We start from the raw sequence: 22,998 nt of genomic DNA on the forward strand, positions 1-22,998 counted from the left end.
TTGGCAGCGGCAGTGCCTCATTACATGATGCCGCAGACACTGACGTTTATAGATGAGATGCCGCTGACACCCAATGGCAAAGTGGATAGTCATGCACTATTGAGATTGACAAAGTCTAATGAAGACGAAGTCGAGAACACCGCGCAAACTTCAGCACAAATTCTAATTTCAAATATCTGGCGACAAGTGCTCCATTTAGATCACCTAAGTATAAATGACAACTTTTTCGCACTAGGTGGGCACTCGGTGCTTGCAGTTCGAATTCTATCGAAAGTACAAAGTGTCTTTAAATGTAATATCACTTTACGTCAATTTTTTATCGAACCCAATGTATTGGGATTAACTAATTTAATCGAAGATTGCCTAGGTGGCAGCGAGATTGTTAATGACATTGCATGGGTATACGACTTGGTTGCGGACTTACCTTTAGAGGAAGTTATGTTGCTGCTTGAGGAGCAGGATGATGATTTTTAGATGCCTATTCTGAACGAGAACAACTTAAAAATGGAAGCTAAATAGTCATTCACTTTTATATTGAGAGAAAAAATAATGACAATAGAAAGACAGAAATTACTGGAACTAACACTTGCAAAAAAAGGTATCGCATTACCTAAAAAAACAACTATCAAGGTGCGAGAGAACAAGCCTTACTATGCTCAATCTGATGCACAGAAAAGGCTTTGGCTTATAGATCGTTTAGATCCAGGTAACGCAACATATAACATGCCTTTTGCAATCCGGATCAAGAGCAAACTTGATTTTAATGTTCTTGAGGAGAGCATTAATAAGGTGGTAATGCGCCATGAAATCTTACGCACTCACTTCGATGAGGTAGATGGAGAGCCTGTACAAATAATTCAGTCAGAGCTTGACGTTAAAGTTGATTTATTTGATCTGTTGGATTCAGATGCGTCAAGTATTGACTCAGAAATTGAGGCAATTGTTGATAGAGAAGCACAAAAACCGTTTGATTTACGTACTGGACCACTGCTTCGTATTTCTATTATCAATATCAGTGAAGATGACTTTGTTCTCTTTATTGCTATTCATCACATTATTGGTGATGCATGGTCATTCAAAGTACTAATCGATGAGTTGATTTCGATTTACGAGCATGCCTTAGAAGGTTCTGAAGCACCGTTAAAAGAACTAACTATACAATACGCTGACTTTTCAGAGTGGATAAAAGACAGTGTTTCATCCGAGCAACTAGAGGGGCAGATTGAGTTTTGGAAGTCTTACTTAGATAGTGCTCCTAATTCACTGACCTTACCAGTAGATTATCATCGTCATGGCGCACTTACTCAGGCAGGAGCAAGTATTGCTATCAATATCCCTTTGGATGTTGCGGACAATGTTAAAAAGATAGCTAGCGAATATAATGCTTCTGCATTTATGGTGTATTTCACAGCATTTAATGCCTTAATGTCTAGATACAGCGGCAGCACAGATATAGTTGTGGGTACCCCAGTATCCAGCCGGACCAGGGAAGAGTTACAACCACTTATTGGCCTGTTTATCAATACTTTGCCACTAAGAACGGATCTGTCTGGTGACCCCAGCTTTTCCGAATTACTATCAAGAGTAAGAGAATCAAATTTAGCTGCTTTTGCTAACCAGGAGTTGCCATTTGACCGTTTAGTTGATGAAGTTGGTATTGAACGGCGATCTGGTAAAACCCCACTGATTAACACTATGTTCTCTTTTAGTGAAGATTCAGCCAGCGTTGATGAAAGGATTCATTACATTCCAACCGAGGTAAGGACATCTAAGTTCGACCTTAGCATAGACGTAGTACAAAAAGCAGATTCGGTCCAAATTGCGGTTGAATATAGTACCGAGCTATTTGATGCTCCAACAATTCAGCGTTTATTAAATCATTATCAAAGAGTACTAATTGAAGGGATAGCGTCTCCAGATTCACTTGTCTCTCAGTTATCTTTAATGAGCGATGAAGAAGTTCAAGATATCATTTCTGATTGGAGTCAGGGGAAGGTGGTAGAAATCCCTGCCGGAAATGAATTTCAAAGGTTTGAACAGCAAGTTCAAGAAAGACCGGATGCTGTTGCGGTAGTCGATAGCTCTGGATCAAGTAGTTATCAGGCGCTAGCTGATAAGGTTGACAATATCTCGAAGCTGTTGCTGCAGCAAAATGTAACAACAGGAGATGTCATTGCTGTTTGTATGGAGAGCTCTTCAGATCTAATCGCCAGCATGCTTGCTATAACAAAATCTGGTGCAGCTTTCCTATTGATGGATATTAATAGTCCAAAAGAGCGACTGTCATACATTCTTAAAGATGCAAATGCCAAGGTTGTTTTAAGTACACAGCAGTATACGTCTTTATGTTCGGATTTTGCTCACGTGATAGATGTGGCAATAACAGCTAGCACGGATTTGAAAGCTCGACCGCCAGTTTCTTTAGACCCTGAAGCTATTGCATACGTTGTATATACTTCGGGCTCTACAGGAAAACCAAAAGGTGTTGAGATATCTCACAAGGCGTTGAGTAATTTAGTGCACTGGCAACAAGAACAGTTCAAGATCACAGAAAATGACCGAAGTACTCAATTAGCTGGAGTATCGTTTGATGCAGTAATTTTAGAAACTTGGGCTTATTTTACCCAAGGAGCAAGTATTTATATTGCTGATGCTGATATCAAAAGGTCGCCTTCTTTGTTAGTCAAGTGGCTACAAGACAATGAAATCACCATTGCATTTGTACCAACGCCGTTAGTGAGTTCGATATTGGACGCAACGTGGCCATCTGATACGCCTCTAAAGTCAGTATTAACCGGCGGTGATACGCTGCACCATCTGCCAACACCGAAAACACCTTTCAAACTGTATAACTTATATGGCCCGTCGGAAAATACGGTCGTAACGAGCTACAAAGAGCTTAGCCATTATATGAGCAAAGCGATGAAACCACCAATCGGAAAGCCTATAAATAATGTAAGAGCTTTGGTGTTAGACAAACATTTACAGGTTGTTCCCCCCGGTGTTATTGGTGACCTGTATGTTGGCGGTGTTGGCTTAACGGCTCAGTTTAGAAATCAACCGGAACTTTCAAAAACTCAGTTTGAGTCGATATCACTACCAGGGGAAGGCGAAAAAGTTAGGTTATATAAAACAGGAGATAAAGTAAGGTTACTTGATAATGGAGATATAGACTTCATTGGAAGGGTTGATCATCAAGTTAGCCTTAGAGGGTACCGCATAGAATTAGCTGAAGTAGAAGCTGCTCTGTATGAATATAACGCCATATCAAAAGCAGTGGTGATAACTGATACATCATCGAATGGTGAAACAAAATTAGTCGCATTTATTGAATTTTTAGCTGGCAATAAAAAAACAGCTCAAGAAGTAAGAGCGTTTTTACAAACTCGTTTACCAGCATTTATGCTCCCGGCTCAATTTGTATTTTTAGATAGTATTCCTCTGACAAATAATGGAAAGATTGATCGTAATGCATTGGTTATTCCAAAAGAAGTCTCGACTGATGCTGAGTTGGTACATGCTTCGACACCAACAGAAGAAATTATCGCTTCAATCTGGGGTGACGTTTTAGGTATTACGGAAGTTGGAATTCACGATAACTTCTTTTCATTGGGCGGGCACTCATTACTGGTTACAAAAGTGGTTTCCCGAATTGAAGGTGTGCTAAAGACTGAGTTACCTGTGAAAAGTCTATTTGACGAGCCAACGATAGCAGCTTTGGCTAAAGGGGTTGATAACAAGCGTTGGGATGAAAATAAAGCAGCTTCATCACCTATCGTCGTGCTACAAGATTCAGAAAGAGAGAATATAACACCGTCTTTCTCACAACAAAGACTGTTATTTTTAGAGCAACTCGATCCTAATACACCGACCTACAATGTGCCCGGTGCCTATCGCCTTAGTGGTAACCTGGACGTAGCTGCGCTGCAGTATGCGTTTGATCAATTGATACAGCGTCATGAAATTCTTCGTACTACATTCAGTATTGACCAACAGCATAACGTTTTTCAGGTTATTTCTGCGGCAAAACCAGCAATAATCGTGCAGACCAACTTGGACACGATTACTGATGAACAAAAAGAATCGCACCTAAAAACATTCTTAAATGAAGAGTCACAACAGCCTTTTAATCTTATTACAGGCCCCTTATTTAGAATAAATCTAGTGCGGTATTCTCAAACAGAACATGTGTTGCTTTTCAATATTCACCATATCATTACAGACGGTTGGTCAATGGGAATTCTGTTTGATGAATTATCTGAATTTTATCGCGCCTACATTGAGCAGCGCCCCAGCCAGCTAAAAAGCATCAGTGTTCAGTATGGTGATTTCTCAGTTTGGCAAATGCAAAGGCTTCGCTTTGGTTTTCTTATACAGCTTCGTCAATACTGGTTACAACAACTCAAAGATGCGCCCAAAGAGATAAACTTGCCGACTGATAGACCAAGAAGGCCGAACCAGAGCTTGGATGGAGACGTAGTTGAGTTTCATATCAATGAAACATGCACTGCGAAACTAAAATCAATTGCGGTTAAAAATAATGCCACTATGTTTATGGTGTTAATGGGTGCTTTCAAAATACTGCTTAGTAAATATAGTGGGCAAAATGATATTGTTGTTGGAACGCCTGTTGCGAATCGAAATCAAGAAGAGCTGGAAAATATCATAGGCTTTTTTGTCAATATGCTACCAATGCGCACAGATTTAGAGGGCGACCCGACGTTTAATGAGTTAGTGGTGCGTGTTAGGGATATGGCGATAGGTGCATATGAGCATCAGGATCTGCCTTTTGCTCAATTAGTCCAGTTAGTTAGTCCAGATCACCGCTGGCATCGTTCACCTATTTTTCAAGTGATGTTTGTTTTACAGAATGCTCCTACCGGAGACATAGAGTTGCCTGGATTACGTTTAAGCACAGTTGCGCTTGAAAACAAAACCTCAAAAGTCGATTTAACTCTTGTTATGCATGAAGATAATGGGGGCCTCAATGCTGCATTTGAATATAACGTAGATCTGTTCGACAGAATTACAATCAAGCGTATGGTGTCACACTTTGAAAATCTGCTGCATAACTTAGTGGAGGATATAGACAAGCCTATCTCTAAAGTGTCACTACTGACGCCAGATGAATATGAGCAGATCATAAATATTTGGGGTAAAGGAGAAGTAGTCCAGCCATCTGCGGAGGATGTTTGTTGTTTATTTGAACAGCAAGCCCTGCAGAGTCCCGACTCAATAGCCTTGGTTGAAGATCATAAGATGATGACTTATCGTCAAGTTGATGAGCGTTCAAACCAATTAGCTAATTACTTCAGTAGCAAAAAAATTGGTACCGGAGATATCGTCGCGATCGCATTGAACCGCTCTATGGATATGATCGTGAGCTTTATTGCAACTTTAAAGGTAGGGGCTGCGTTCTTACCTTTAGATATTAAGAATCCAAAAGCCCGAATAAAACACATAATAGATAACTCAAATTCTAGTGCGGTGGTAACTAAATCGGAATTTAATGATTTGTTACCTGATGACATATCGCAGGTTATTCAGTTAGATATCGCCGAAGAAGAAATAACGACTCATTCTAATATCGCACCGGCCCGTAAAATAGACATGGATAGCTTGGTCTATGTTATTTCGACTTCAGGCTCTACTGGCAATCCTAAAAATGTTTCGGTGCAGCATAAGGCACTGATGAACCTTGTGAATTGGCAAAAAAGAGAGTTTAAAGTTACATCTAAGGACCGAGCTTCTCAAATAGCAGGTGCCTCATTTGATGCGTCTATGCTCGAGATATGGGTTTATCTAATATCTGGAGCAAGCGTATATATTTTGAGTGATGAAGTTACAAAATCTCCGAACGATTTAATTGATGCATTGACACAGAGCGAGATTACGATCGCTCAAATGGCGACACCTCTCACCGAAGCTTGCCTTAATGAAGAATGGCCAGAGACACCTGAACTAAGGGCGGTAATTACAGGTGGCGCAGCACTCACAAAAGCGCCTTCAGCAAGTGCATCATTTAAGCTTTATAATGTATACGGGCCAGCTGAAAATACTGTCGCTACAACTTTCACGGTAGTCCCTTCAATTGAAGAATCTCAAGAAACACCATCCATTGGTTCCCCAATCGATGGCGTCCAAGTCTATGTATTAGATAGTGCTCTGTCTCCGGTGCCGGTAGGTGTTGTTGGAGAGCTTTATATTGGCGGCATGAACCTTTCCCAGGGCTACATAAATGCGCTAGAAGAAACAGAGCAGCGATTTATAGCCAGCCCCTTCAACGATCAAGAAAAGCTCTACCACTCGGGAGACCTCGTCAGATATCGCAAGAATGGCGAGCTCGAGTTTTTGGGCCGCATGGATGATCAAATTAGCATTAGAGGTTTCCGTGTCGAGCTTGGAGAAGTAGCAAAAGCAATTAATAACCTGAATGAGGTTCAGCAAACTTTTATTCAAACACAAGAAGTATCTCAAAATCAGCATATTATTGCTTATGTTGTTTTAAGTGAGTCTGCGGAGTTAACAGAAAGCGAACTATTAGAAGCGCTAAAACAAGTAATTCCTGTTTATATGTTACCAAGTGCGATCGTTTTCATGGACGAGTTACCGAAAAATGTCAATGGCAAGGTGGATAAATCTAAGTTACCACTACCTAGTGCTGAGCGTTTTGATGACGAGGCTTCAATTATTCCAATCAACGATGGATTTGAGCAAGAGCTAGCTGAAATATGGGGAAGACTTCTTAACTACAAAGTAACCTCTATGGGTGATGACTTCTTTAAGCGTGGTGGTCATTCAATCTTAGCTATGACCTTAAAATCTGAAATTCGAATGAAATTTGGCGTTAACGTAAATTTGGTCAATTTATTTGAAGATGCAACACTGAAAAACTTAGCGACTTCAATTAAAACATCTGAAGATAAAGTTGTTGAAGGTGAGCAGTATTTTGGTGACGTGGAATTGGCCGAAGTTAAAGAGGAAAAAGGGGTCCTTGAAAAGATCTTGGGGATGTTTACTAAACGCAGGAAAGATAAGGGAGATGATGACAGGTTATTACCTAAAGTTGATGAGCTTAATGCAGGAAAGTCGCTCGTCACATTCCAGTCGAAGGGCGCTCTATCGCCTCTATTTTGTATTCACCCAGTTTCTGGTGAAGTAACCGCATATGTTGAGCTCGCACGTCGATTGGGACAGGATAGGCCCATTTATGGACTGCAATTGCCAAGCAATTTAAATGGTGGTGAAAGTCGAACAATTGAACTGCTAGCGGCACATTATGCATACGCCATAAAGTCATTAAACCAACATCAGCCAGTAAACCTGATGGGTTGGTCTATGGGTGGAGTGATTGCATTTGAGGTTGCTCAGCAGTTAGAAAAAATGGGGGTGAGTGTACAAAGTCTGAACTTAATTGATAGCTACCCATATGATCATGAGATAAAAGATAATGATTTAAACGAGGCTAGTTTATTTGGCAGCTTTGTCCGTGAGGTATCGATATTAAACGAAGGGACTGATGATTTTGCTTGGGAAAGTGAGAACGATACTGTTGATGATAATGAAATAGAAGGGGCGCTTAAGAAATTACAATCGTCCAACACTTTATCAATGGACCTTGATTTAAATGAGTTTAGAAAACGCTGGCTTAACTATAGGGCAAATACTCAAGCTTTGAGTCAATATCATCCAAAACCTTATCAAGGTAAGTTAAGTTTGATAATGGCATCAGAAGAAGTCAATGAGGATGAGTCTAGTCCGTTGAAGCATTGGGCTAAGTTCTCCACGGGAGGCATGACTATCGATGTGGTACCTGCGGATCATTATACGATTTTAAAAGGGGCAAGTTTAAAATTGATTTCTGATAAATTAATTAATTCAATGCCAATTTAAAAAATAAGCTACCAAGTATGTTCTTAATGTGCATACGAGAACTTAGATAAGTATTGATTATGTTAATTATATAATTGAAATTAATGCAATAGTGTGGATCTTGCCTTTAGATAGTCGTTAATTATCTTTAGGCGAGTGCTGTTTTTTTGATGATTTTGAAGCGTGATAAAGGTATGGTAAATAAATTGCTTCAATAGGTTACAGATGGAGTGCAAAAATGTTACAAGAAGTAGGATCTTTAAGCGACCTGCCAGAGTTGTTCAGACAGGGAGAAATTCGTTCGGTGCCTGGGAGAGAGTTATTCGATGAATCGGTGTTTGACTGGTCCATGGATTATTTAGCCAAGCACCATAGTAAGGTACCTGTTAATACTGATATCAAGTTAAAGAACGGGGTATTTAATAGCCGGCGTATAGATATGTCTGAGTTTATTTCTCGAACTGATGGTGTTGTGGGAAATGAAAGATATTTAGATCTCGCTGAAAAGTCGACTCTATATGCAAATCTCAACGCAAAAAGGGTTTTAAATAAAAATCTCGTTAAGGGCGATGTGGCAAAGTTGCATAGACATCAGCTTAGTTATATGTGGCTTGGTATGTCTCCTGGTACCTTGCATATCGATTTCTTTGATAATTTCTTAGTTCAGTTACATGGTCAAAAAAGAATTATAATATTTAAAACCCAAGTAAATGATGAGATATCGTCTAAGCACTATGTTAATTTGCCACTGAATCATGATATTCCTGCTGAAGAGAATAAAAAAGGGAATCCATGGATTAAACCTGAAAACTATTATGACATCATACTTAACCCCGGTGATGCGGTTATGATACCAAATGCAGCCTATCATTGTGCGACAGGCATAACAGCTGATTCAGTATCTTTGAATACGTTCTTTGTGCCTAAGTTTAGAGGAGGGTGCCATAGTCCGTATGCAAGAAGTGATAGTAAAACTCCACGAATTATTAATAATACAATGATTTCTTTGTCTCAACTTTACTATCGTTTCACAAATCGTTCATTAATGAACTCTAATCATTATGAAATATTTTAATTGATAGATATTTATCTTTAAAGACACCTCCCGCAATGGGGGGTGTTTTGTGTTAAGTTTTTATTTAGAAGAGTTTTTATGGATATAGTTAGACAAAAGAAAGAGCGGGGGGTGATTAAAAAATATTGGTATATACCAGTGTTTTTTATTGCGTTTTTGGTTTTCTACTTTATTAGTAATCTCATTTCTGATGATATTTATGTTGCAGATGCTGATAGGGTTGTTTTTAGTGAAGTAAAAAATGGAAGGTTTACTGTTTCCGTCAGAGGAAGCGGTGTGCTAAAACCGAAAGAAATTAATTGGCTAGCTTCAAATGTAGATGGGCGTGTAGAAACTTTATATGTTAAGCCTGGCAATATAGTTAAAAAAGGTGACTTGATTGCCAAACTAGATAATCCAGAACTTGTGCAGAAGTTGAAAGAGACACAGTGGGAACTAGAGGCCATTGAAGCTGACGCAATAGCGAGTGAAATTGCAGGGGAGTCGGCTTTATTAGACTTAGAGGCAGTGGTTCTCAATGCAAAACTCGATTTTGAAAAAAGCAAGGTTCAATATAATAGTCAGATTCAATTGCGAGAGAAGAATTTAGGAGTTGTAGCTGAGGTTGATTTTTTAAAAAATCGTTTAGAAACATTACAATCGGAGAAGCGGTGGAAAATTCAGCAAAAACGATATGAGAAGATGCTGGAAAATAACCAAGCACAACTTCAAGCTCTCAAGGCTCGGTTGAAAAAAATGAAAAAGATAGCTGAGCGTGCCCAAGATCAAGTTGATAATTTGTCCGTCATAGCGACGATGGACAGTGTTGTTCAAAATGTGGCAATTGAAAGTGGTCAAAGAGTCCGTATTGGTGACAATATAGCGAAACTTGCTCAAAAAGAAGAACTAATAGCTGAACTTCAAATTCCAGAGCTTCAGGTCCGATCCGTCACAATTGGTCAGCTGGTTACTATTGACACAAGAAATTACAAAATGACAGGGGAAGTTGCTAGGGTCGCACCTTCAGTAATAAATGGAAAAGTGCAAATTGACGTGGAGCTAGACTTACCTTTATCACCAGACGCAATACCAGATTTAACAGTTGATGGAATTATTACTGTATCAAATATAGATCAAGCACTATATGTAAAAAAACCAATTTACACTCAAAGCCAAAGTGATGCCTATGTATATAAAGAGTCATCGGATGGTCGGTTTGTCGAGCGTACCCGTGTGAAATTTGGTGTAGGTTCAGTAGGTGAAGTACAAATCATAAGTGGCTTAAATATAGGCGATAGAATAGTAGTTTCAGACCCATCACAATGGGAAATGTATGAGAAGGTACTGATTAATTGAGGAAAGGAATATGACAGACACGTCAATTATAGAATTAAAAAAAATACAAAAAATCTTTTTGACTGATGAAGTTGAAACACATGCTTTGAGTGATATTTCTCTCTCAATAAATAAGGGTGACTTCGTGTCTATAACAGGTCCTTCAGGGGGAGGGAAATCTACCTTGCTCTCTTTAATGGGATTGCTGGACACTTTCAGTGGTGGTGAATATAAAATAGCAGGCTATGATACAAAATCACTCTCAAATTCTGAGCGTTCTGCGATCCGGAATAAAGAAATAGGATTTATTTTTCAGTCGTTTAATTTGATTAGTGATTTGAGTGTAGAAGACAATGTTGAATTACCTCTCGATTATCGCCACGATATAAATAAAACTGAACGTGCAGCGTTAGTGAGTGAAGCTCTTAAAAAAGTGGGTATGGAGCATCGCGCGAAGCATTTCCCTTCCCAATTGTCTGGCGGTCAGCAACAAAGGGTAGCGATAGCGAGGGCAATCGCAGGCTCTCCTACTATTATATTAGCGGACGAACCAACAGGTAACCTGGATTCTAAAAATGCATCTGCGATTATGGATTTGCTACTCGAGCTGAATAAAGCCGGTGCCACTATCTGTATGGTAACGCACGATCCAAAGTCAGCAGCTATGACAAAGAGAGTAATTAATATCTTAGACGGTAAATTAGTCAGTGATGAGGTTATCAAAACACCAGAAAAATCACTTGGCAAGCGGGCTCAATTGATAGAGGAGAGTTGATTATGCCGTCTTGGAAAGAGTTTAAATACGCTATTAGGATGTTGTTTAAAAAGCCGAAATTTACTCTATTAACAATTATGGTAATGGCTTCTGGGTTAGCGATCAGTGTTTATATATTTTCATTTTTACATACCATGGCTTCTAAGCCACTTGCATTTGAAAATGGACATGAGATTGTTGTTTTTGACCGTGCGCTAAACGGAGTATGGAATCAAGGTGGTGACCTTGATATTCAAGATAGCCGTGATATTAGAGAAAATCTTCAGGGTTTCAAAGAGTTTGTTATCTATCAGCAAACTATTGGAAATGTTACTGGAAGAGATGGCGCTAGGCAGTTCAATGTCATTAAAACCGAATCTAATATGTTTAACTTTACAAGGGTAGAGCCCCTTTTAGGTAGGGGGTTTTTGGAGTCGGACGATAAATTAGGATCGGAACCTGTTGCTGTGATTGGCTATGATATGTGGATGTCATATTTTGGTGGCAATGAAAATGTCATTGATCAGATGTTTACAGTTAATAACCAATCAACCCGAATTGTTGGTGTAATGCCTAAAGGGTACTACTTTCCAAGCACAGCTGAAATTTGGTTACCACTAAAGCCTGATTTTTCAAGTCCAAGGGGCAGCAGCACAGGTTATATGCTAGCGCGGATTTTGCCCAATTCAGATAAAGAAAAGTCTCAGGCTGCGCTGTCTCTTATTATGAAGCGAAATGCGGAGCTGTATCCTTATACTAACGCGGGTGTGGGCGCTTATTTTACCTCTTTGCCACTGGCTGCACTTGGCCAAGATGCTAACAGCTTTCTAATCGCACTTTATATCGCTGGAACAGGCTTACTTATATTAGCAGCAATAAATGTGAGTAATTTGCTGTTTGTCCGTGCGCTTGAAAGGACAAAGGAAACTGCGATTCGTGTAGCTCTGGGGGCACCTAAAGCTCGGCTAGTTATGCAAATGATGTGGGACAGTATTATCATTTGTTCTGTTGGGGGAGGGCTCGGTTTACTGGCTGTCGCAATTGGTTTGCGTCAAACTGAGGCCGTTACAGCAACATTTAGTGATGATAAGCCACTTTTCTGGTGGAAGATGGGGATTGATGCGTACACCTTAGTTGTTTTCTTCATGTTCGTACTATTCACAGTTGTCGTTACTGGTTTATTGCCCGCTCTTAAATCCACTGGTGGAGATTTTAATAGTGTTTTGAGAGATGGTACCCGAGGCGCATTAAGTCGTAAATCTAGTCGACTTGCGAAAATAATCACTATTAGCCAGATTTTTCTCTCTAGTACATTACTAATTGCCGCGGGTGTAATGGTCATTGGTACATGGTTTGCTACTAATGCAGATTATGGTGCAGATGTGGATGAGTTTTATACAGCGAGGATTCGATTACCAGATGAATCTTATAACAGTGGTGAGAAAAAAACGGCTTTTGTCCACCAATTACAAGAGCGGTTAGAAAACCAAAACGGCATGGGTAAAGTTGCCGTGATGTCTGAAATTCCGGGGATCTATTCCTGGAGACCCACTATGGCTATAGAAGGCCAAATTTATGATACATCAGACAGTTATCCTCGGATTAATTATACTTCTGTTACTGTTGGCTCATTAGATAAAATTGGCGTAAAGCTTGTGGAGGGGCGCTATTTTGATAGTAGTGACATTGGTTATAATAAAAGTACGGCAATAGTTACGGAATCATTCTCTAAGAGGTACTTCAATGGTGAAAGTGCTATTGGTAAAAGGCTAAGGGTTGTTCAGAATGATGGTGATGGGGTTAACTGGATTACAATTTCTGGAGTCGTAAAAAATACCATTCAAGGTGAGCCATTCTCTGAAGTGGCAAATTCTCCAACTGTTTTTAGACCATTTAGCCAACAATCCAGAGAAGGCTTGTTTGTCGCAATGGAGTTGAATTCTCACCCTCAAACACTGGTCCAAAGCTTGAGAAAGGTACTCAATCAAATTGATCCAAATGTAGCTGCTTTCTCAATGAAATCATATCGAGAACGGATAGATCAGAATACCGCGAGTGTGGGTTTTGTTAGTAAAATATTTCTATTGCTGGCTCTGATTGCTCTCTTACTGGCCTTGAGTGGAATATATGGTGTAATGTCTAATTCAATAATACGAAAAACCCAAGAGATTGGAGTTAGGAGGGCGTTAGGAATACCGGATGAGAAAATTATTATGGGTTTCCTCAAATCAAGTATTTCTCAAATGTCGTTCGGCCTGATCCCTGGCGCTATTTTGGGGGGAACGATCGCGTCTATGCTTGGTGCTTTGCTAGGGACCGGGCAGGTTGTTTTGGTTAGTATGATCATTTTTGTAATGCTCCTAATATCGGTTATTGTGGTTGTCGCAACTTTGATACCTATTAAGAAAATGCTTAAAAGTCAGCCAGTAGTATCTTTGAGGTATGAATAGAGCCCTAACTCGGTAGGTATATCCCTTGTTGGGGGCTACTTTATGAGGGATTCGTAATGTTGAATTGCAGTGGGCTGTCAATTCGGACGTTGTGTTATCACCTCAAGCGGCAGCGAGGATGGTAGTCTGCCCCGAGTTCATAAACTGCGTCAATTTGTATTGTGCTATTAATAACAGATTGTTTATCGGGGGCGTGTGCTAGGCCTAGGGCCGCTTCTGAATTCACCTCTTATTAAGCTAAAAAATCCGGCTAAAATAGGCCGGATTTTTTATATTTGTGGTTCTGTACTGGTCAAATCCAGCCGGATACTTTCTATTTATATACTCGATTGGATTCATATCATCCAGCGAGACAGTGCAGTCTGATCTTGTTGTAATATCTGATGTATTTCTCTACACCAGAGCACATAGAATAACATTTTGAACGCCCAACATTTAGCAATCATTCATTTTTAAACTTCCAAAAAAATGCTCGACAACTGCATTATTAAGACACGCTTCTTTGCCGCTCATTGAAGCAATAAACCCGAGCTTCGTTAGTAACGTCTGATAACATATACTTGTGTACTGTGAACCTCTATTCCTATGAAATATATCTCCTTTTGGTGGTTTCCTCAGATTGATTGGCATATGTAAAGTTTGTTCTACCAACTAAACGGTCATTCGCTTGCTTAAAGCCCAACCAATAATGCGACGAAAATGTAAATCCATAACAAGAGCCAAGTATATTCAACCCTGAGCCGTGCGCAAATAAGTCAAGTTATTCGAGCACGCACCATTCGGTGCTGTTGAATTAAGCTGCCTGCCGAAACATTATCTACAATTTGAATGTTATGTTTGCTATGAGTCGTCACTTTGTAGGCTTGCCTTTGCCTTACGACAAGCCCTAACTTTTTCGTCAAACGGGGTACTTTAAAACGCCCAATTTTGGAGCCTTCCTTAAGAAGCTGTTTCATCATTTGACGGGATCCCAGGCTTTGCCTGCTCTCTTTGAATAGCGCCTTTATACGGCGAAAAGGCGAAGCATTTCTGCATCTATTACTTGTGCTAGCCGCTTACACCAATCGTAGTAAGCACCGGCTCTGACTCCCGTAACCCGGCAAAGTATAAGCGTGGGATACCCGCCAGATTGAATCTGAAGATATTCGTTTAAATCTTGGCTCTTAGACCTTTCAGCTCCATGGCAACGCTGTGTCATAGGCACCTGAATTGGTAACAATGAACTTATTGTCAAAGTTTTTGGCAATTAAAATTCAAACTCAAATTCAAGGTGTGGTCAGAATTGCCTTGGTGGTATCTGTCACGGCCACAAGTTGTGGCTGTACGGTGCGGAATAAGCCTCGATTGAGCCAAGTGCGATTACTATCATCTCGCTTGTTCAGACTAGCTCATCGCACTCACCCAGGCTCTGTCGCAAATCTCTTCTCCTAATGATTTTGTCTGTTATTTTGGATGGCGACTAATAACAAATATAAAAGGAAGGGAAATGAACAAATCTATTCTGAGTTTGAGTCTGGCGTCGATTCTGGGCGCATTGAGCATGCCTGCCCTGGCATCGGATCATGCCAGTTTGCTAAAACAGGTTGAACCTAAAGTGATTGAGTGGCGTCGGGATATTCACCAGAACCCGGAGCTGGGTAACCGGGAGGTGCGAACCGCAGCTAAGGTGGCTAAGCATCTTAAATCACTGGGTATGGAAGTGGAAACCGGGATTGCTTATACCGGTGTGGTAGGCATATTGAAAGGTGCGAAGCCAGGGCCCACAGTCATGTTGCGTGCCGATATGGATGCACTGCCGGTGACTGAGAAGAACGACCTGGCGTTTAAATCGACTAAGACGACCAATTACCGTGGGGTGGATGTTGGCATTATGCATGCCTGCGGACATGACACCCATGTCGCCATGTTAATGGGCGCCGCTGAGGTGCTGGCAGGGATGCGTGGTGAGTTGGCCGGTAACGTGATGTTTGTCTTTCAGCCTGCTGAAGAAGGCGCACCAGAAGGGGAAGAAGGCGGGGCTGAGTTGATGCTCAAAGAGGGGATTTTTAAAAAGTATCAGCCGGAAGTGGCATTTGGTTTACACATTACCTCTAAGCTCAATGTCGGTCAGCTGGGGTATCGCAGTGGCCCGACTATGGCCAGTGCCGATCGTTTTGAGATCAGTGTGAAAGGAGAGCAAACCCATGGTTCCACCCCCTGGGCAGGTGCCGATCCCATTGCCGCCGCTGCGCAAATTGTCTCCGGGGTGAATCATATCGTCAGCCGTCAGATCAATATCACCAAAGAGCCAGCTATTGTGTCATTTGGCAAAATTGCCGGTGGGGTGCGTAATAACATTATTCCCGAAGAGGTGAATATGGTGGGGACCATTCGTAACTTTGACATGGACAACCGGGCACAGATCTTCGATAAAATTACCCACACTGCGGAGCATATTGCACAGGCTTCTGGCAACACCGCAGAAGTGAATATCATCGAGGGTTATCCGGTAACCGTGAACGATCCGGCTCTGACTGAGCAAATGTTACCAACGTTAGAGAAGGTGTTTGGTAAACAGGGTATGATTGAAATGCCTAAAGTGACGGGGGCCGAAGACTTCTCATTTTACGCCATGGAAGTACCCGGGTTGTTCGTTTTTCTGGGTGGAACTGAAAAAGGCATTGACCCCCGAAATGCGGCCAGCAATCATTCCCCTTATTTTATGGCAGATGAATCTGCGTTTAAATTGGGCACGCAGGCACTCACCCAGTTTACTCTGGACTATATGACACAAGCTAAGTAGAGCAGTGGCAGAAAGAGGCCATGGAAGGCCTCAAAATAATCCGCTAAACCTCTATAGACTGAGCATGGTTGAGCTTGTTATGAGGATCTAGCTTGCGTTTAACTTGTTGCAGTCTGGCGTAGTTGTGTTTGTAGTATAAATGCTGCCAGTTCGGGATATCGACATCGGCATAATTCACATAACAGCCATCCATCACTTCGTCGGCCAGCGGCCCCTTAGCGCCGTACATGGCATGATAAAAGCCATTGATCCAGCCTATGTGATAGGGGTCCTGGGCCGCATCAAACCAGTAGGTTTGATACTGTAGTTTCATAATGGAATCGCGGTGGGAAACGGCAGTGTCGGTATCCGATATCGCGTTGATCTGGCCGCCATAAGAAGACAACTGTAGCATGCCGCCTGGGCTCAGGTAGTCGCCATGGCGCAGTGTTTGCCAGAGTGTTTGAATTTGTGTGTCGGGAAAAGGCTGTTTCATATAAGCCGATTTATTCTTACCCCGTGCGCCAACCAGTGTCCCAGCGCCATACTGAGTGCCATACCACCAAGGCATGCTAAAATAACTACCCGGCGGCACCGGACGTTGAGGGGCGTTTTCCTGTTCCTGCAAGCCCATATGATTGGTGGTACGTAGCCCCTTTTTTGCCTCCGTGAGTTGTTCTGGGGTAAACAAGGCATCGATAAATTCATCAATCAGGGCAGGATCGCCACTACAATACAGGGATAGTCGAATGTCGCCGCTGCCAGCCACTGAGTTGGGTAGTGCCATGGAAGTGTGTAATGCATTAAATCGGCTATCGGGGCCGTTATGTGTGTACCAGAATTCGCCATAATTACGCAGTAGCTGGGCGAACTGATTATAATCGAACAAGTGCCAGGGCAGGGCAATTTCCTGTAGGTGGATATATGCCGGCACAGGGGGCAGGTCTTTGAAGAAATACTTAGTCACTATGCCGAAGTTGCCTCCCCCACCACCCTGATGTGCCCAGACAATTTCGTCAGCTTTTGCTGATTGACCTTTAAAATAGCTGCGCGGATAGTTGGCCTGTCCGCCCCATTGATCAAAGGTGATTAATTCCACTCCCACCAGGTAGTCACTGCTGAGTCCGTATTGTCTGGAATGAATGCCGAATCCGCCACCGCAAACGTGACCACCAACACCGACGCCAAAGCAGGAGCCGCCAGGAATGATCACGCCAAATTCCTTAAACAGGGTTTTATAGGTATGTCCTAAAGAAGCGCCTGCTTCAACGACATAGTGATCATCGCTGCGATAGACTCGATCCATATTGCTGAGGTCAATAACCACACCCTGATCATTCACCACAAAGCCTTCATAGCAATGTCCCCCAGAGCGCACAGTGAGCCTGAGGTTATTTGCCACGGCCTCTGTGGCAGCCATGTACACTTCATGGGCGGAGCTGCATGCCGCGATATAGCCAGGCTGATTGGGAAACCTCAGGTTAGAACCGGTGAGCATAGAGAGATATCTGGGGTCGTCGGCATACACTTTGTGATACTGACCATACTGAGGACTGGCGGCAGCGGGGTTGCTGAGCATCAGTGGGGCTGCACCAACGGCACCGCCCATAGCCAGTGATGATTTGAGAAATTGACGTCGTGAGGTGGCGATGTGTTCGCCTGATTGCTTTTTATTGTGTTCCATAAACACTTCCTTTTTATGTTGTATAAAATGAGGGGACGTAAATGGGATGATTTTTACGCAAATTGAATGTATCAGATACCGGACCGGGAAAGTGTAAAAAACAATCAAAAAAGTGTCATGATGCGAAAAGTTCAAGATGCCGCCGATGTAGATCGGCGGCGGATGGCTTAATCAACAAGTATTTGCAAGTTCAAATCATCAAAGTAGCTGTCATTGTCGCTGCCCTGATTACGCGTCCCTTGTAGGACAAACTCAATATAGGCTGTCCCTTTGGGTAGTAGTGTTTGCCCGGATAGGGTTGTCCATTGTGCAGCTGTGGTGCTGAGTTTTTCACTGTCACTCAACCTTTGACTACGATTATCGAGGAAACGCAGCTGAATGGCGGGCACATCCTTACCACTGTAATTGCGAAGTTGACCGCCATAACTGACGCTGACCCGGCCTGCTTCGATTAATCGGCTGTAGTGCTGTACAGACAGTGTCTGACTGATCTGTCCCTGAGCAGACTCCCCTGCACACACGCCACCGACGGCAAAAAACCGCTCGCCAGTCGCAGGAGGGATCGAGTCACATTGTTGAGCGGCCAGAGACTCTATGGGACCTGCGCCGCTCCAGCCCTGAATACCAGCTTCAGCACCCGGGTTTTGCAGCAGATTGGCTGAGTTGCCAGGTTGCTGAGTAATGTATTCTTCCGCCACGCCAGTAGGTCCCTGATCCGACACTGTGGCGCAGTCACTTTGCTCGGCCAGCTTGAGTGCTAAGTTGTCAAAATAGCTGTCATTGTCGGTACCACTGGTACGCTGGCCTGTCAGGACGAAATCGATATAACGGGTATTGGCGGGCAGCGGCGCTTCCTGGACATAGGCCTGCCAGCTGGCAGTCCCGCCTTTAACTTCGGGTGTGCTGCTCAACAGCGCCAGATCTGCATCACGAAATTCAAGGGCAAAAGCGGGAATATCGCTGCCACCCCAGCTACGTAGCATGCCCGAGTACAGGGCTTTTAGGGTGCCATTGTCAATGCTGGTAGCCCAGTTGCTGACATCAACACGTTGATATGCGCGTCCGTTTTGGCTTTCATTCTCACAGACACCACCGACGGCAAAGAAGCGTTCTCCCTGATAAGGAGAAACCGAACCGCAGGCTTTATCTGTCAGGCTTTCCAGCGGCCCGTCACCTTGCCAGCTGTCGGTGCCCAGTTCTGCACCCGGGTTTTGTAACAGGTTGTCGGTCAGCTGTGCGCTATCATTGGTGGTAAATGACTGCGGCTGTGACCAGTCACTCCAGGCCAGCGAACGGTCTCGCATGCGCATGCGGACGCAATACTGCGCGCCAGGCGTGAGCTGACCCAATGCAAAGCGGTTTGGTGCAAGGCCGGCACGGGTATCAACCCCATCCCAGATATTTTCATGCTGATACCAGGTATCGATCAGCGGCTGGCTAAAGTCATCGCAGTGACTGCTCAATTGCCAGTGCGCAGCACCAAACGGATCTTTATCGGGATCTGCAAATAAGGTTGCGACTGCGTTGGCACAACTGGCCGGGACTTGTCCTGTGGGGGCCAATATTTCAGGCGTAAACGGTACAGTGTTGTTTAATCTTACAGTCAGTGTGTCCTTGATTTGACTGTTCAGTGGCACTTGTTCATCACCCATTGAAATGCGTTTAAGTTCAAAGGCCGGGTCGTCACCGGCGGTAACATCTACCACCACAAAGCCATATTCGTCTTCACTGACTGAGAATTCCGTGTAGTCGCGCTGGGCAAACTCGCCAAAGTAATCCAGGTTGCCCCCCGCGGAAGCCACATTCACCATAGTGTGATTGTGATCCCGGCTGGTGCCGCGAGAATAGGCGTGAGTGTGGCCAAAAAAGTGAATACTCGGTTTGTTGCAGCGCGTTGAAAAGGCCTCAAGGCGTTCAACAATTTTGCCGCTGTAATCGGTCTCACCGGCAATCCACATTTCAGATTTATGTGGGTGGTGCATCTGCGCGAAGACAAAATCGGTTTGCGTACGCAGACAGGTTTCAGCCAGTACTTTATCCAGCCAGACGAGCTGTTCATCAATACGGTAATTGGTATTGGTGTCGAGTGACAGCACTCGGATATTGGAATGGTCCTGATACCACCAGTGTTCTTCATAGCCGGGTGTGCCGTTTTCTGGTAGTCGGAAGTATTTAAAGTAGGTTGGAGTATCACGCTCGTGATTGCCGGGGGCAGGATACAGCGGCACTGAGCTGGCCAGCGCTGCAATGGGGGAAAAGAAGCTGGTGCGCCAGCTGTTGTAATCCTGGCCATTGTCGACTAAATCGCCGGGGATCAGGGTCATATTCAGGCCATCGTGCAACTCAAGTCCCAGTGCCTGTTGCACATAAGGCAAGACACCCTGGTTAATGATCTCGCTGAACTTCCCCGGGTTACTGGAGTCGCGTTGCATGTCACTGACCGCCAGAATACGACTGTTTTTTTCTGCAGATGCCAGCGGTGGAGTCCTGAACTTATGAACATGACTGTAAGTATCACCGGTTCTGACCCGGTAGAAATACACGCTATCCGGTGCAAGATTTGTTAATTGGACCTCATGGATACGACTCAGCAGATAACCGGTTTCACTGGTGCCGCTGGCTTGCTGGCCCAGCTCAGCGGTGGTGCCCCATTCTACGATGGACTCATCACCACTGCTGGTTTCCCATTTGATCCAGATGCTGGTCGGGGTTGCAGATTGCAAATAGGGGTGGACTGCAAGCCCTTCGGTGTGGGCGTGTGCCTGACTGAGCGCCAGCACCAGGCCCAGAGACAGTATTCGCAGAGAATAGGTCATAGTAGTTTCCTTGGTAATTAAACGAAACGCGGGATTATCCGGGGAACAAGTGTATTGGGAATGTAAAAGTTGTGAATTTTTAACGTCTTATTTATGACCCCCACTGGCAGGGGGCTGTGATATAGTAGGGCCATATGCAGCCGATACGCAGTCAGATGAGAGGGAGCCTAATGTGCGGGTAAGAGTGATCTTTACGTTGGCCTGGTTAAGTTTTCACAGTGAGGCTTATCAGCCAAGTCGGCTTGTGTACTTTGTCGATGACTGTCGCTCCGAGCAGCACAGTGCACTCAGGCAGGGTTGCCTGGGTTATTTATTTGGCTTTCTTGATGCGCTCAAACTGAATCCACCGCATGGGGTTGATAGCCAGTGTCTGCAAGCCTGGAACCCGGACACGTTGCTGGCTGCACTGGGTAAGGCAATCACACAACAGCCCGAGCTGGGCAAGCAATTTTATTACGAGGGCATAAATGCATTCATTGACACTCAGTGTGGTGCACGGCCGTCATCATGAATGAACCTAAAAGGTCCGTAACAGCATGAAAAAAATCGCCATTCTGGTCGATGTCCAGAACATTTACTACACCACCAGACAGGCCTATGGCAGAAGCTTTGATTATAACGGCTTCTGGGAGACGGTATTAAAAGACCGCACTTTGTATCGTGCTTTGGCCTATTCCAGCGAGCCCAATGCGCCTAAGCAGCAACAGTTTCAGAATATTCTCAGAGCCATCGGCTTTGAGGTTAAACAAAAGCCCTATATTCAGCGCGCCGATGGCTCGGCCAAATGTGACTGGGATGTGGGGATCACCCTGGATGCCATGGAGTGTGCGCCACATTGTGATGTGGTGGTGTTGCTGACCGGGGATGGCGACTTTGACTTACTCGCCGAGCGTATTCGCAGCCGTCATAACTGTGAGGTCGAAGTGTACGGCGTGCCTCAGCTCACTGCTAACTCGCTGAAGCGCGCAGCCACCCGTTACATTGCCATTGATGAGCGTTTGTTGCTAAATGCAAAACCAAACCACAACAGGGCAGGCCAGTAGAGATACGACAGGATCTCCAAATTCTCAAAAAAGCTGTAGCAGACCAACACCGCCATCAGACACAGCGCAGTCTGCGCTGTTTTTGAATCTTGCGATGCCCACAGCAAATAGACACTCGAAACCAGCATAGGGACAGCCAGCGCAACCGCGCCAACCATACCTTTGACAAACAACAGCCCATACCAGCTGTGGTGTGAGCCAATCGGCATAAATTCCACCATTTTGGGCCCGCGCTCAACAATGCCATGGCCCCAGATAGGCGCTTCTGCCTGCCAGCGTTGAATGGCAATGTTGGCCAGCGCTTTGCGCACTCTGGTAGAGCCTGGGCGCTGTTGTTTCACGGCCTCGTAAGAATCCATGATTGAATTGTAGATGGGTTCACCGAGTAGCAATATGATGGGTACGGTAATCCCAAGCAGTAGCAGCATCCAGGGCTCTTTAAACTTATCGCTGAACAGCACCAATGGAAACAGCATAATGAAAATGGCGATGCCAGCACGGGATTGCGATAACAATAGCATGGCCCAGCAGCCAGCAATGGCCCAGCGGCGAATTCGGCTGTTTGTTTCTTGCAGACAAAAGACCAAGTAAATGCAGGCCATAAATCCGGCCGCCGGAGCCCAGGGTGTAAAGAAGCGCCAGCGCCCGGCACCCGTCTCGGGGTTAATGCCGTAAAAGCTGACCATGAAAAAGCTTTCCCCTGGTCCGCCGATGACCTTCAATGGCGACAGGAAAATATCACCGGGTAACTTGACGACATAAAATGCCACTGAAATAAAAGAGAAAATCAGCGTGTGAATGGCGACAATACAGACTCCGCGGATCACCACTTCTTTGCGGATCTTTGCAAGTGCCGCAATGACAGGAAAAATAGCCAGCAGTGCCCAGCCCTTCATCCAGCCAATGGTGGACTTAATGGTTTGTCCGGTGCCCAAAGACCATTCGCTGTGTGCGACCAGCAAAGCCACGAGCATCAGTAACATGGCGATGATCCACATCCAGATCATCGGTGACAGTGGGCGAGGCTTAGCACGCAGGTCCAGATAGCAGCGCATTAAGACCACCATAAAAATCAACCAGCCGATGATGGAGCCCATCACATACAGCATGCCCAGCATAAAAGTGGGGTAGGTAAGCACCAGACCCGCCCAGACCAACTTTTCTTCTGTGCTGATAAAGCGCTTGTCCTTGAAGGGTAAATAGGCGGTGAATAGCATGCTTGCCTCCGG

The 22,998-nt window shown here is 44.0% G+C and carries 12 protein-coding genes; 9 read left to right on the forward strand and 3 right to left on the reverse strand.

Annotation, left to right across the window (positions count from 1 at the left end):
- The 7 genes from MHN31_RS15005 to MHN31_RS15035 all read left to right on the forward strand — a co-directional run.
- Nucleotides 1-474, forward strand: a 474-nt coding sequence (locus MHN31_RS15005) for a phosphopantetheine-binding protein (protein ID WP_239444619.1), incomplete at its 5' end; no start/stop codon positions are given.
- A 75-nt stretch (nucleotides 475-549) separates the two neighbouring features.
- Nucleotides 550-7,893: a non-ribosomal peptide synthetase gene (locus MHN31_RS15010; RefSeq protein ID WP_239444620.1), complete on the forward strand. Its 7,344-nt coding sequence runs from the start codon at nucleotides 550-552 to the stop codon at nucleotides 7,891-7,893.
- Between the two features lie 217 nt (nucleotides 7,894-8,110).
- On the forward strand, nucleotides 8,111-8,947 hold the full coding sequence (locus MHN31_RS15015; RefSeq protein ID WP_138538528.1) for a cupin-like domain-containing protein: 837 nt from the start codon (nucleotides 8,111-8,113) through the stop codon (nucleotides 8,945-8,947).
- A 78-nt stretch (nucleotides 8,948-9,025) separates the two neighbouring features.
- The gene (locus MHN31_RS15020) at nucleotides 9,026-10,282 is read left to right on the forward strand and encodes an efflux RND transporter periplasmic adaptor subunit (protein WP_125560647.1); all 1,257 of its coding nucleotides are present in this window, start codon (nucleotides 9,026-9,028) and stop codon (nucleotides 10,280-10,282) included.
- Nucleotides 10,283-10,292: 10 nt separating this feature from the next.
- Nucleotides 10,293-11,036, forward strand: coding sequence for an ABC transporter ATP-binding protein (locus tag MHN31_RS15025; protein WP_239444621.1), 744 nt, complete (start codon nucleotides 10,293-10,295; stop codon nucleotides 11,034-11,036).
- 2 nt (nucleotides 11,037-11,038) lie between these two features.
- A complete protein-coding gene (locus tag MHN31_RS15030) occupies nucleotides 11,039-13,465 on the forward strand; it encodes an ABC transporter permease (RefSeq protein ID WP_125560642.1) in 2,427 nt (808 codons plus the stop codon).
- A 1,486-nt stretch (nucleotides 13,466-14,951) separates the two neighbouring features.
- Entirely contained in the window at nucleotides 14,952-16,247 is a 1,296-nt protein-coding gene (locus tag MHN31_RS15035; RefSeq protein ID WP_125562978.1) for an amidohydrolase, read from the forward strand.
- A gap of 43 nt (nucleotides 16,248-16,290) precedes the next feature.
- Here the strand turns inward: MHN31_RS15035 and MHN31_RS15040 are convergent, their stop codons facing one another.
- Together MHN31_RS15040 and MHN31_RS15045 are read right to left on the reverse strand one after the other, a co-directional pair.
- A complete protein-coding gene (locus MHN31_RS15040) occupies nucleotides 16,291-17,910 on the reverse strand; it encodes an FAD-binding protein (RefSeq protein ID WP_239444622.1) in 1,620 nt (539 codons plus the stop codon).
- A 167-nt stretch (nucleotides 17,911-18,077) separates the two neighbouring features.
- Nucleotides 18,078-20,726: a metallophosphoesterase family protein gene (locus MHN31_RS15045; RefSeq protein WP_239444623.1), complete on the reverse strand. Its 2,649-nt coding sequence runs from the start codon at nucleotides 20,724-20,726 to the stop codon at nucleotides 18,078-18,080.
- A gap of 172 nt (nucleotides 20,727-20,898) precedes the next feature.
- On the opposite strand from MHN31_RS15045, the gene MHN31_RS15050 reads away from it, so the two are divergent.
- Nucleotides 20,899-21,237, forward strand: a complete 339-nt coding sequence (locus tag MHN31_RS15050) for a hypothetical protein (RefSeq protein WP_239444624.1) — start codon at nucleotides 20,899-20,901, stop codon at nucleotides 21,235-21,237.
- A gap of 25 nt (nucleotides 21,238-21,262) precedes the next feature.
- Complete coding sequence (locus tag MHN31_RS15055) at nucleotides 21,263-21,769, forward strand: NYN domain-containing protein (RefSeq protein ID WP_010384104.1); 507 nt, start codon at nucleotides 21,263-21,265, stop codon at nucleotides 21,767-21,769.
- On the opposite strand, the gene MHN31_RS15060 is transcribed toward MHN31_RS15055, so the two are convergent.
- Nucleotides 21,703-22,986 carry an O-antigen ligase family protein gene (locus MHN31_RS15060; protein WP_049863805.1) on the reverse strand — a complete coding sequence of 428 codons (1,284 nt, stop codon included), beginning with the start codon at nucleotides 22,984-22,986 and terminating at the stop codon, nucleotides 21,703-21,705. The two genes, MHN31_RS15055 and MHN31_RS15060, sit on opposite strands and share 67 nt — an antisense overlap.
- Between the last annotated feature and the right edge of the window lie 12 nt (nucleotides 22,987-22,998).

Source organism: Pseudoalteromonas sp. McH1-42 (genome assembly GCF_022347845.1).
GTDB classification, from domain to species: domain Bacteria; phylum Pseudomonadota; class Gammaproteobacteria; order Enterobacterales; family Alteromonadaceae; genus Pseudoalteromonas; species Pseudoalteromonas rubra_D.

Excerpts from the sequence above, each read along its gene's own strand:
- MHN31_RS15010 (WP_239444620.1), top strand. The coding sequence starts at position 550 with ATGACAATAGAAAGACAGAAATTACTGGAACTAACACTTGCAAAAAAA.
- MHN31_RS15045 (WP_239444623.1), bottom strand. The coding sequence starts at position 20,726 with ATGACCTATTCTCTGCGAATACTGTCTCTGGGCCTGGTGCTGGCGCTC.
- MHN31_RS15030 (WP_125560642.1), top strand. The coding sequence starts at position 11,039 with ATGCCGTCTTGGAAAGAGTTTAAATACGCTATTAGGATGTTGTTTAAA.
- MHN31_RS15060 (WP_049863805.1), bottom strand. The coding sequence starts at position 22,986 with ATGCTATTCACCGCCTATTTACCCTTCAAGGACAAGCGCTTTATCAGC.
- MHN31_RS15035 (WP_125562978.1), top strand. The coding sequence starts at position 14,952 with ATGAACAAATCTATTCTGAGTTTGAGTCTGGCGTCGATTCTGGGCGCA.
- MHN31_RS15025 (WP_239444621.1), top strand. The coding sequence starts at position 10,293 with ATGACAGACACGTCAATTATAGAATTAAAAAAAATACAAAAAATCTTT.
- MHN31_RS15020 (WP_125560647.1), top strand. The coding sequence starts at position 9,026 with ATGGATATAGTTAGACAAAAGAAAGAGCGGGGGGTGATTAAAAAATAT.
- MHN31_RS15055 (WP_010384104.1), top strand. The coding sequence starts at position 21,263 with ATGAAAAAAATCGCCATTCTGGTCGATGTCCAGAACATTTACTACACC.
- MHN31_RS15015 (WP_138538528.1), top strand. The coding sequence starts at position 8,111 with ATGTTACAAGAAGTAGGATCTTTAAGCGACCTGCCAGAGTTGTTCAGA.
- MHN31_RS15040 (WP_239444622.1), bottom strand. The coding sequence starts at position 17,910 with ATGGAACACAATAAAAAGCAATCAGGCGAACACATCGCCACCTCACGA.